At 45.4% G+C, this 12331-nt stretch carries 8 protein-coding genes; 5 read left to right on the top strand and 3 right to left on the bottom strand.

The window, feature by feature from the left end; all coding sequences use genetic code 11:
• Positions 1–1311: a hypothetical protein gene (locus JUB15_RS09845; RefSeq protein WP_207512303.1), complete on the bottom strand. Its 1311-nt coding sequence runs from the start codon at positions 1309–1311 to the stop codon at positions 1–3.
• A gap of 19 nt (positions 1312–1330) precedes the next feature.
• Positions 1331–2599, bottom strand: a complete 1269-nt coding sequence (locus JUB15_RS09840; protein ID WP_207512302.1) for an oligosaccharide flippase family protein — start codon at positions 2597–2599, stop codon at positions 1331–1333.
• 83 nt (positions 2600–2682) lie between these two features.
• On the opposite strand from JUB15_RS09840, the gene JUB15_RS09835 reads away from it, so the two are divergent.
• From JUB15_RS09835 to JUB15_RS09815, 5 genes are all read left to right on the top strand, one after another.
• Complete coding sequence (locus JUB15_RS09835) at positions 2683–3528, top strand: hypothetical protein (RefSeq protein WP_207512301.1); 846 nt, start codon at positions 2683–2685, stop codon at positions 3526–3528.
• 107 nt (positions 3529–3635) lie between these two features.
• A complete protein-coding gene (locus JUB15_RS09830) occupies positions 3636–4919 on the top strand; it encodes an O-antigen ligase family protein (protein ID WP_207512300.1) in 1284 nt (427 codons plus the stop codon).
• A gap of 450 nt (positions 4920–5369) precedes the next feature.
• The gene (locus tag JUB15_RS09825) at positions 5370–7160 is read left to right on the top strand and encodes an ABC transporter ATP-binding protein (RefSeq protein WP_207512299.1); all 1791 of its coding nucleotides are present in this window, start codon (positions 5370–5372) and stop codon (positions 7158–7160) included.
• A gap of 181 nt (positions 7161–7341) precedes the next feature.
• On the top strand, positions 7342–7803 hold the full coding sequence (locus tag JUB15_RS09820) for a DUF983 domain-containing protein (protein WP_207512298.1): 462 nt from the start codon (positions 7342–7344) through the stop codon (positions 7801–7803).
• A 199-nt stretch (positions 7804–8002) separates the two neighbouring features.
• The gene (locus tag JUB15_RS09815) at positions 8003–10285 is read left to right on the top strand and encodes a GH92 family glycosyl hydrolase (RefSeq protein ID WP_207512297.1); all 2283 of its coding nucleotides are present in this window, start codon (positions 8003–8005) and stop codon (positions 10283–10285) included.
• A 189-nt stretch (positions 10286–10474) separates the two neighbouring features.
• On the opposite strand, the gene JUB15_RS09810 is transcribed toward JUB15_RS09815, so the two are convergent.
• On the bottom strand, positions 10475–12241 hold the full coding sequence (locus tag JUB15_RS09810; RefSeq protein WP_207512296.1) for a tetratricopeptide repeat-containing sensor histidine kinase: 1767 nt from the start codon (positions 12239–12241) through the stop codon (positions 10475–10477).
• Positions 12242–12331 lie beyond the last annotated feature (90 nt).

Raw genomic sequence — 12331 nt, 5'->3', positions numbered from 1 at the left:
CTAAGTTTTAAGTCCGGTCATTACCCTCTTTAACCTGCCTGCCCGCAGGCGGTTTTGCCTGCCCCCACCCGCTTGCCGCGATTTTACATTTACCAGTTTGCCGTCATCTGCCGGAATATTCCGTTTCGCAATATCGTATTCTTTAAAAACGGGTGTAAAAGCCATTATCCAGATAACGTATTCCGCCACGTTGGTGATGAAGCTGCCGGTAAACTGGTAAATGAATATGAAACTGAACAACAGTAGCCGGTAGTAATTATGCCATACTTTGGTATAAACGAAAAGAAAACAGGCAGCCGCTATCCTCAGTACAAAACCTGCCCAGCCAAAAATCGCGAGGGTTTCAGCAGCGGCATTGGGTATAGCCACGCGGGTGGTTTCCGCTCCATAACCATAATAATTACGAATCAACTCAAAGCCGAGTATTTTGATCTGCCCCGGACCAATGCCCCACCAATAACTCTTTTGCTGCAGCAACTGCTCCGCCAGCCAGAAAGCTTCAAAAGTTCTGCCCTTGCCTGAAGGATCTTTACCGGAAATAACATTTACAACCCGTACGAAGAGAATGTTGTCCGGGAAAAAAACTATGCCTACCAGCAGCGCCATCACTCCTGCAATGGCGCCAAGTGCCAGCAGATTCATCGCCCGCCGGTTGCGGGTAAATGTTTTGAAATGAACGAAAAACGTTATGGCAACCGCCAGTAATATCGTACTGATAACGCCCAGCGAAAAAGACAGGACGAGGGGCAACAACAGCATCGCCAGCATTAACCAGCTGTTGATGGTATTGCGCGCAAAGATCAACTGCAGGCCAAAATAGAAGAACAGGGGCGTGAACAACAATGCATAATACGATGGCTCATAACTAAGCAGGGTTAATCTTTTAAAATTATACACACCCGTTGTCAGGAACTGTTTTGCCCAAACCCATATATTGTACGGCGTGAAGAATAAGGCAATAGCGAGCAGGCAACATATAAAATTGATGACGAGCAATTGCTGGAAGATCTTTGCGGGCCGGTCGCATTGCAACAGGAAGGTGTACATCGTTTGGCAAAAAATATACACCAGCGTCATGTTCAGCAGCGAAACAAAATAACTTTTTGTATCTACTCCCAGGCAAAAATGTATAACCACAAACGGGGTTAAAAACAGAAAAAACGGCCACAATACTTCCTGCCTGCGGGTGGCCAACACCCAAATATAAAAAAGCGGACTTAACAGGGCAGTATAGGTTAACCCGTACGGCAACGCAAAAGAGTTGATAAAAAAGTAAATGAATGCAAAAGGAAAATATTTACTGATTCGCATGCCTGTCTGTTGTAAAAATTTAGCGTATGCTGGCGCCCAGGTAACCTGCCAGTTTATTTCTATATAGTGCCCGGTTAAAGCCCACCGTTATAAACAATTCAGTGAGTAAAACACTCAGGGCTGTACCTGTTGCCCCCCATACAGGCACCAGTGCCAGGTTACAAAGCCCGTTTATGAGAGCGCCCCGGGTCAATACGTACAGGTAACTTTTCTTTTGGTCGGCTGCCATTAACAGCTGACTGGCCGGTATATGCAAACAAACAATTACCGGTCCCAGGCAGAACAACCGCAACAGCAATACCGCCTGACCACTGTGCTGCCCTAAAAAAAACGAAATGATATAATCAGAAAAGCCGAACAACAATACACAAGCCCCTGACACGAGCATAAGAAAAGGCAGGTACACGGTTCTGAAGAACGACCGCGTTGCCGATTCTCCCTTTTGCAGCAATTGACAGAGCGGTGGATATATTACCTGCGAGAACATCACTGCTATTTGCCGGGTGGCCAGGAATATCTTTTCAGCAACACTGTAAGAACCGGCAACCAGGTCATTCGTAAACAGCCGTAAAATGAACACATTGATGCTTAAAAAAGTGTTTATTGAAATATTGGAAACCATTACCGGCCAGCCGTGTTTCAACTCCTGTAGAATATCGCGCCAGTTTGGGCGAAACACCGGCAGGCGGAAAAGCCGCATGGCCTGTAAGATGCTCAGCATGCCGGCTATCAGGCTGCCAATGCCCATAAATAAAATAAAGAACCTGTTATCAGCCTTCTCCCTGATACATGCAAATACCAGCATAACAAAAAGCAGCCGCGCCAGAAGGGTATAAATGGTGATGTATTTCATTTTTTCCATCCCCTGAAAGAACCAGCTTACCAGCAGCGACTGCCCCACTACCCAGGTAAATGCGAACAGGTATAATTGAGCATGAGGCCTGAAAAAGGGAACCAGCGTTATAAGCACCACCAGTACCCCTAACAGCAAAAGACAGATAAACATCTTGGCGGCCAGCACGGTAAAAAAAAGCCGGGCATTTTTTACAACATCTTCCCGGTGTAAGGCAAGGGCGCGTGTAGCCGTTAAATTGAAACCATAATCAGTGATGGTACAAAAGATAAGCATTACTACCTGGGCCACCGCCACTACCCCGTATCCATCGAGCCCTATTTTTTCAATCGCGAAAGGCATTACCAGTAAGGGCAGCAATAAATTGGTTCCCTGTAAAATGCCCAATGCCAAAAAATTCGAAAAAAGCTGGCTGCGCCTGCTGCTGCCTTCCATAATGGATCTATTCAGAAAATGGTTAATATCAAATTATAACAATAAACGCAACCTTTAAATTTAAATTTCCGTAATGCCTGTAGATGAAACAGGTTAAACGGGTACAAATCCCTACAGAGGATTTTGATATGGTGGAACTTTTCCAAAATGCCTTCTCATTTTTCAGGCATTACGGAAAACTATTACTTACAGTTGCTTTGGTGGGCATGTTGGCCGGATTATTCCGGTTCTGGGGAACCCCTGACCTGTATTCTTCCTCGCTGTTATTGCAACCCACGTTACTAAGCGCCCCTGAGCAAATCGCATTGATCAATAACTGGTCGGCCCTCCTGAAGAAAAAAGAATGGCCGGCGCTGGCCCGGCTGTTCCGGCTGGATGTGAGCACCCTGAAAAAACTGAAGTCGATCAAGACGGAAGAATTGCAAAAATCTTACGACCCGAAAAATTACGGCGCCTACACCCTTACGGTTCTGGTAACTGACACTGCCATCTTACAGCCGCTGCAGCGAAGCATTAAATATGCGCTTGACAACAGTGAGCATATTAAAGACAAACTGGTTTTTAAGAGGAATAATCTGCAATCGATGATCGAGTCCATACAACAGGAAATTACCCGCCTGAGCACCCTGCAGGCAGCCGTGGAAAGCAGCTTACAGCAGCATAGCAATACGGGCGGACAGCTTCTGCTGAATGTGTCGGATATCAGCGGCCAGATAGCCGGCCTCAAGGAAAAGCAACTGAATTTTAAAGAAGCGCTCAGTTTCACCTCGGCCGTATATGTGTTGCAGAATTTTTATAATCCGTCGAAACCAACCTACCCCCAGTTAATTAAACAATTGCTCATGGGTTTGGCGGGCGGACTGTTGCTGGGCAGCGTCATTGCATTTTACCTGCATATTCAACGAAAAACCAATGTCAATAGGCAATAAGCAAAAAACAAGCTGTGCCACATTTTGGGTCAACGCTAAAAGCACATGTGGCACACCTTTTTGAGGTCGGCTAATCAAGCCGAAAAACGTAAACCTGTGTCGTTCGAATGACTGACAAAAATCACCTTTCCAACAGTCTCTTGCTCCTTCTTTACGGGTGTTTTCTCGCAAGTGTGGTTTGTGGTTTCAGGGCCGTCAGCAGTATGGCGATCGGGTCAATATTGATTACCGCCGTTTTCAAGAACAGGATGGCTACCGGCGCGTGGTTGCACCGCGATGTAAAGAATAGATATGTTTTGGCCTGCAGCCTGTTCTTTTTACTGCAACTGATCCCGCTTGCTTACAGCGACCATTTTATCGAAGCCTGGAAACATGTTCAGGTCAAAAGCGCCCTGCTGTTCCTTCCCCTATGCTATTATAGTTACCCGTTCATTAATAAAACCCGGTTCCAGCTATTGATGAAGGTAACTGTTTTCACACTTGCGCTGTTGCTTACCTGGTGCCTTGTACTCAGTTGCTTTAAATACTCTAATCAGGCTGGCATAAACGTATTTTTCTACCACCAGTTAGTCGCTGACCTGGGGCATCATGCTGTACAATTCGCTATTCTAGTTTATGCAGCACTGATCTACCTGTTACAAACCGGTTACGAAGGCAGGTATGTGGTGAACAGAAATATACACCTGTTGCTGATGGGTTATTTTATAGCAGGCATTCTTTTACTCTCGTCGAAGCTGGTGATCCTTTTCATGGTAGGCAGCCTTTTCTATTATCTTTTTATTACGCTTAAAAAGAGTGTTGATACCTGGCAGGTGGTTTCTATCATTGCGGTTGCCGGTTTATTTATCAGCAGTATTATTCTGTTTACCCGGAACCCCATCAGCCGCCGGTTTAATGACATTATGCAGGGAAACATAACCCTGGTGCAACAATCGTCCTTTGATCCCGGCGATTATTTCAACGGCGTACAGTTCCGGTTGCTGCAATGGCGTTTTGTGAAAGAAATATTGCAGGAAAACAAAGCCTGGATCGCTGGTGTTTCTCCTGCAAAGGCGCAGTCGTTATTAGATCAGAAATATGCAGCCACGCACATGTACACCGGTGTAGCAGGCACAAATGATCGTGGATTTTTAGGCTACAACACGCATAACCAGTTCCTGGAATCCTTGCTGCAGTCGGGGTTCATAGGTTTGGTTTGTTTTTCATTCATCTGTTTTGAAATGGTGCGGCTGGCCGTCGGGAAAAACCGCAGCATGCTCCATTCGCTGGTATTATTGCTGCTGGCATACTCCTTTACTGAATCGGTGCTTGAAACACAATACGGACTGATCATCTTTATATTTTTGCCATTGCTATTCAGCTTCCCAGAGCCAATTGACACAGTTTATTGAATAACCCGCCGCTAGCTGGCAGCATCCCATTTTCAGCCGTAAACCGTATTGTAAAAATTTTTAAGGCCTAATTTATAGTTTTAAATGGTACGCTAAAAACTATTAACGACCCGTTTCCAGCTATAAACCATACGCTAAAAACTTTTGGGGTACCATTTGTAGCTATAAACCATACCCTAAAAACTATTAGGGTACCGTTTGTAGCTATAAACCATACGCTAAAAACTATTAACGACCCATTTCCAGCTATAAAATAGCGCCAAAAACTCTTTATGCCTCATTTCCAGCGATAAAACATATTGCACCCGCTCTCCTCCCGATTGTACTTTTCGCGGATTTCCCTGCACTCTTTTCAGGCGGGAAGGCGAATTTGGTAGATTTCTATAAATTGTACTCCGATTCCATTTCCGCTAGATAAACATTCGGGTTAGTAAACTGTTAAATGCAATTATGAAGATCCTATTAACGTATCTGAAACCATACAAATGGCTGGTGGTATTGACGCTTGTGCTGGCAGCCATAAATACCGGATTCTCTTTATTTGATCCCATCATTTTTGGCCATCTCATCAACTTGGCCAATAACTATTTAGATGACCCCGCCCGTTTTCCCGGCAGGTCATTCTTTACCGCCACAACGCCTTACTATGGAGTTATCTGGCTTTTATTAGCATCGATCGGGGTGGCCATGGTAAGCCGTATTGCGAAGAACTTCCAGGACTATTGCTTAAATGTGATCGTACAGAAGTTTGGCGCAAGGGTGTTTACCGACGGATTGAAACATGCAATGCGTTTACCTTACCAGGAGTTCGAAGACCAGCGCAGTGGCGAAACCCTCAGCGTGCTCACCAAAGTGAGGACCGACACGGAAAAATTCATGAATTATTTTATCAACATATTATTTGGCGTACTTGTAGGGGTAACATTTGTAATGATATATGCTTCGCTGTGGATAAGCTGGTATATTACTATCGCTTATGTTATCGGCATTTTCCTCCTTACCTGGATCACTAACCTGCTGAGCAAAAAAATAAAATCCATTCAGAAGAATATTGTATCACAGACGACCGCACTGGCCGGAGCTACCACTGAATCCTTACGCAATATAGAACTGGTGAAAAGTCTGGGTCTTACCAACCAGGAAGTAACCCGCCTGAACAAGAACACCTATAAGATCCTTGGACTTGAGCTCACCAAGGTAAAGCGGGTACGCAGCATCAGTTTCGTTCAGGGAACTTTTGTGAACACCCTTCGGCAGGTAATTCTTTTCATCTTGATGTATTTGATCTTCCATGAGGAAATGAACGCAGGTCAGATGGTGACCATGCAGTTCTTCTCCTTTTTTATTTTTAGTCCCCTGCAGGAGATCAGCAACATCATCATCGCCTACCGCGAGGCAGAAGCATCATTGAACAATTTCCATAACCTGATGCAGAAAAAGCCCGAACGTCAACCGGAACATCCCAAACACCTCGGCAATATTCAAACCCTCGACTTTCAGGCGGTAAGTTTTAAACACCAGACAGCCCAACAAAAAGCAATTGACGATATCAGCTTTTCCGCTAAGACAGGGGAAACCATCGCCTTCGTTGGTCCTTCAGGTTCCGGAAAATCAACTCTGATGAAATTGCTGGTAGGTTTGTATCGCCCCCAGGAAGGAAAGATCCTGTACAACGGCATCGATGAAACCGACATCAACTTTGAAGACCTGCGCAACCAGATCGGTTTCGTGACCCAGGACACCCAGTTATTCTCTGGTACGATCAGGGAGAACCTGATGTTCGTAAATACAACGGCATCGGAGGAAGAACTGATGGATGCGCTGAAAAAAGCCTCCTGCACCAATTTGCTGGCCCGTGCAGAAAAGGGATTGGACACCATGATCGGGGAAGGCGGTCTTAAGTTATCCGGCGGTGAAAAACAACGCCTGTCCATTGCCCGGGCACTGTTACGCAAACCGCGCTTACTGATCTTTGATGAAGCCACTTCTTCGCTGGATTCACTGACTGAAGAAGAGATCACCAATACCATAAAAGAAATTTCATCACAACGCAATCAGATCACGATCCTGATCGCGCACCGCTTATCGACCATCATGCATGCAGATCGCATATATGTGCTTGAAAAGGGCGATGTAGTAGAAACCGGCAGTCACGAGAGCCTGCTCGAAGAAAAAGGGCTGTATTATGCCATGTGGCGCCAGCAGATCGGCGAACGTAAAAAGACATTGGCAACTGCCTAGCCCTCGCTTAAAGCGGGATACATAAGTCTTTTACTTTTTAGTTCCTGAGTTATTTGGTCGCTGTTTCAGCCTGAATTAACTCAGGAACTTTAATTTTTGCCTGTTCCTGTTGTGCCTTGAGCCTTTATCTTGACCTCCCGGCTTATTTTTATACTTTTGCGTTTCAACAACCTTGTGCATCATGCCCGCATCAAAACCCAATTTCCTCTGGAGCATCTTAACCATGAAATGTCCCCGCTGCCGACGCGGACCAATGTTCAGGAACAACAATCCCTGGAACCTTAAAAAAGTATTCGACATGCCCGTACATTGTGAAGAGTGCGGTCAAAAATTTGAAATGGAAGTAGGTTTTTGGTATGGTACCGGGTACGTTAGCTATGCTTTATCTGTAGCGCTGTCTGTTGCCACTTTTGTTGCCTGGTATGTGCTCATAGGCATGAGCACCCAGGATAACCGGTTCTTCTGGTGGTTAGGCATCAATATCTTTTTATTGATCGTTTTACAACCCTGGCTCATGCGTATAAGCCGGGTCATCTATCTGTACTTCTTTGTACGCTATGACCCTAACTATAGATCCACCCAGGCCAAAAAATTCGATTATGAAACAGATTCCTATTACGAAGGTCAGGAAAATCAGCCATAATTAGCAGTCTACTCATAACTTCAAAAAATCGCCATAAACAGTGTTTATGGCGATTTTTTTTGCTTCAGCCGTTTACAGATCGCTCCGGACGGTTGCTAGATGATATTAGCACTAGTTTTGTGAACGCCCACCTGATCCATTATAAAAAGACATATATAAATGAAACTGCCGTGCTGGCAAAAAAACCAAATACTATCAGATGAATAAATGGTCACTATTGTTATGGGTGTCGCCCTTATCCGCATTTGCACAAGAAAAAAATGTAGTCAACTATGTAAATCCTTTGATCGGTACCCAACGCATGGGCCATACCTATCCGGGCGCTACAGTTCCCTTTGGTATGGTACAGCTCAGTCCGGATACAGATACGATTCCCTATGAAATGAATGGAAAATATAATCCGGATGTATATAAGTACTGCGCCGGTTACCAGTACGATGATAAGACCATTGTCGGGTTCAGTCACACCCATTTCAGCGGCACAGGCCATAGCGATCTGGGCGATTTCCTCATCATGCCTACAACGGGCAACCTGCAGTTGAATCCGGGCATTGCTTCAGACACAAAGACCGGCTTTCGTTCCGCCTATTCGCATGCCAACGAAAAGGCCGAAGCGGGTTATTACAAAGTACAGCTCGATGATGACAACATCACCGCAGAATTAACCGCCACTACAAGAACCGGATTTCACCAATACACTTTCCCTGAAACGAACGATGCGCATATCATCTTCGATCTGATGCATGGCATTTACAATTACGATGACAAAAATGTGTGGACATTCGTTCGTGTTGAGAACGATACCCTGGTTACCGGCTACCGGCAAACCAATGGCTGGGCACGCACCCGCACCGTGTATTTTGCCATGACCTTTTCAAAACCTTTCAAGGAATACGGCTGTAAAGACTTCAGCAAAAAGCAGGTGTACCGCGGCTTCTGGCGCAAATTCGATCAGTCGAAGAATTTCCCCGACCTGGCCGGCAGGCAATTGCGTATGTTCTTCAACTTTAATACTGATGAAGGCGAAAAGATAAAGATCAAACTGGCACTATCGTCTGTAAGCACGGAAGGCGCTCTGTTAAACCTGAGAACGGAAATACCTCACTGGGACTTTGTTAAAACAAAGGCTGCAGCACAGGATGCCTGGAACAGGGAGCTGTCAAAGATCTCTGTTGAAGCGCCCGAAACTGAAAAGCAGAACTTTTATACCGCTTTATACCATGCCTTCCTGGGACCCACGGTTTATATGGACGTTGACCGCAAATACAGGGGGCTCGATCAGAATATTCATACTGCCAGAAACTTCACTAACTATACTACCTTTTCCTTGTGGGATACGTACCGGGCACTGCATCCTTTCTTTAACCTTGTACAACCTGCGCGTAATGGCGATATGATCAACAGTATGCTGGCGCATTACGATCAGAGTGTATTAAAGATGCTGCCTATCTGGAGCCATTACAATAACGACAACTGGTGTATGAGCGGTTATCACAGCGTATCGGTAATTGCCGATGCCCTGGTAAAAGGAAATAAGTCATTTGATGCCGCTCATGCGCTGGAAGCCTGTGTTGCAACAGCTACCCGTAAGAACTATGAAGGGCTCGATCACTATATAAACAAAGGCTACATTCCTGATGAAAAGCTGGGCACCTCCGCTTCTACTACATTGGAATATGCGTATGATGACTGGTGTATAGCCCAGATCGCCCGGTTACAGGGCCGCGCCGATATCAGTTCCACCTTCTTAAAACGGTCGGCCGCTTTTAATAACCTGTATGACGCCACCACCGGCTTTATGCGCTCCCGTAAGGAAGATGGCAGCTTTAAGCAGGAATTTGATCCGTTAAGCACACACGGACAGGGTTTCATTGAAGGCAATTCCTGGAACTACAGCTTTTTTGTGCCGCATGACCCCATTGCACTTATCAACTTAATGGGCGGCAAAAAGAAGTTCAGCGCCCGTCTGGATTCCTTATTCACCATGTACCTGCCCGATAAATATTTTGCCGAAACAGAAGATATTACCCGCGACGGTATCATTGGCAATTATGTTCATGGCAACGAACCTGCACACCATGTAGCGTATTTGTACAATTTCGCCGGTCAGCCGTGGAAAACGCAGCAGCGCGTTAGAATGATCCTTAAAAATCAATACAAACCGGCGCCTGATGGCCTGGGTGGTAATGATGATTGTGGCCAGATGAGTGCCTGGTATCTTTTCTCAACACTGGGCTTTTATCCGGTTGCCCCCGGTGCTGCTGAATACCAGCTGGGCAGCCCGGCAATCAATAAGGCCAGTATACAACTGGAGAATGGGAACAGATTCACGGTAGAGGCTATTAACCAAAGCGATAAAAATGTGTATGTACAGAAAGTATTGCTCAATGGCAAACAACTTACGCAACCGGTTATTAGCCATGAGGACATTTTGAAAGGTGGTACGCTTGTGTTCTATATGTCGGCCAAACCCGGCAAATAAAAAAACAGCCCTGACGGTTCCGTCAGGGCTTATAAACATATATGATCAAGGGTTAGTAAGTAAAGGTATAACGTTAAGATACAAAAATTATTTTATCTACGCAAACTCCTTAATGCAGTACAGTTAATATAAAAGCTGATGCAGGAAGCCCGCCTTAGGCACTTTAACCTTGTGTCTCCTGCGTTTGCTTTATTTTCTGAGTGTAACTGTGAATACAGACCCTTTCCCTGGTTCACTCTCACAACTGATGCGGCCATTGATCTCTTCCACGATCCTTTTTACGATAGAAAGACCCAGTCCGTTGGAAGTTTCGCCGTCTGTAGGCCGGGAAGAGATCTTACTGTATTTAGAGAAGAGAAAAGGCAATTCTTCTTTTTCAATCCCAACGCCTTCATCCCGAACTTTTATAACAACGGTATCCTGCTCATCATGAATGCTCATCCATACCTGCCGGCCATGCGGTGTATATTTGATAGCATTCGACAACAGGTTCTCACAAATGCGGCTAACCAGGTAGCGGTCGCTTAAGATAAACAGCTTCTTGCCGGTAACCTCGGCATGCAGTTGAATATTCTTTCTGTTGGCCATGGGTTTGAAGTTGTCGATCATTTCTTCTGCAAAAGCTCTCAGATCAAATTTTTCCAGCTGCATTTTATGGTTACCGATATCTGCCCGTTCAACATCGAGGATCTGCCTGATCAATCGCTCACCGTATTCACCGGCCTGCAATATGCGTTTCAGGGCTTTTTGCTGTTCCGGCGTTAACCGGTCGGCTTCATTTTCAAATACCTGTCCCCAGATCTGTATCGTGGCAAATGGGGTGTTCAGATCATGCGACACTATACTGATAAGCGAATTCTTTTCATAGTTCAGCTCGGAAAGTTTTTCATTCTGCTGAATGATCAGGTCATTGGTTGCCTGCAATCTCCGGTTCGCATTCCGTTTTATTACAAAGCCAATGGCAACCAGTATCCCAATAATACCCAGGGCGGCCGCCACCAGCGTTAGCTCCCGGGTACGGATGGTTTCCTTTTCTATCCTTTCCTGTAACAGTTTGTTCTCCGCTTCCCGCTCACTCGCATGAAAACGTTCCTGCAGCGCTGCAATGGTCTTATAGGTATCACTATGCAGAATAGCCGTATCGAGCGAATACCATTTTTTTATGTACTGATAGGCTTCCTTGTAATTACCGCGGTACTCGGCCAGCTTGGCAAAAATGGAATAAGTATCAGCTTCCTTGCTTTTCGACTCCAGGCGCTGCGCCAGTTCCATGGCGCTTGCGGCATATTTGCCTGCTGAATCAAACAACCGTTTTTCAATATACAGGTCAGCCAGGTTCAGCCTCGCTACCCATAATCCGTTCAGATCGCTGTCCCTCGTATGTTTAATAAGATTCTGCCTGAAATACGGCAGTGCTTCATCATACTTTTTTTCCTTGAAATATAAATTGCCCAGGTTATTATAAGTACTTGATAAACTGATAAGCCCCCGGCGCTCCAGGGGTTTACCCAATTGCACCGCTTTTTGTAACAGTAGATGCGAACTGTCGTATTGCTTCAGCTGGGTATAAATAACCGCCAGGTTGTTATACATATTGATGAGAGACGGTATTTTGCCATCGGCCTCCGACAGGCGGGCGCATTGTAAGTAGAATTCTTTTGCCTTCTCCGGTTCCCTGATGGCGAAATATGCAATGGCCAGATCACTTAATGCCGCCAGTTCATATTCCGGCGCATGTATTAACCGGGCCGCCTGTAACGATTGCAGATAATATTCAATGGCCTTTTCATAATTATTGCTCAGGTCTTCGGATATGCCTTTCAACCGCAGCGAGAGCACATTGCCCTTATTGAATTTAAGCCGTTCAGCTTCTTTTGAAATGTAATCAGCGTAGTAACGAATGGAATCTATCTTCTCTTCGGAGAAATCGAGGCAACGGTCGTACAGGTTTTTCAACCGTGTTGTATCGACCTGTGCAAAGGAACATACGCAAGAAATCAAAGCCCCTATAAGCAGATAGTATTTCACCGGAATGCCGAATTATAC

The organism is Longitalea luteola (assembly GCF_017356035.1).
In the GTDB taxonomy this organism is placed as follows: domain Bacteria; phylum Bacteroidota; class Bacteroidia; order Chitinophagales; family Chitinophagaceae; genus Niastella; species Niastella luteola.
Note: the sequence above shows the minus strand (reverse complement) of the source record. Positions and strands in the feature narration are given on the sequence as shown.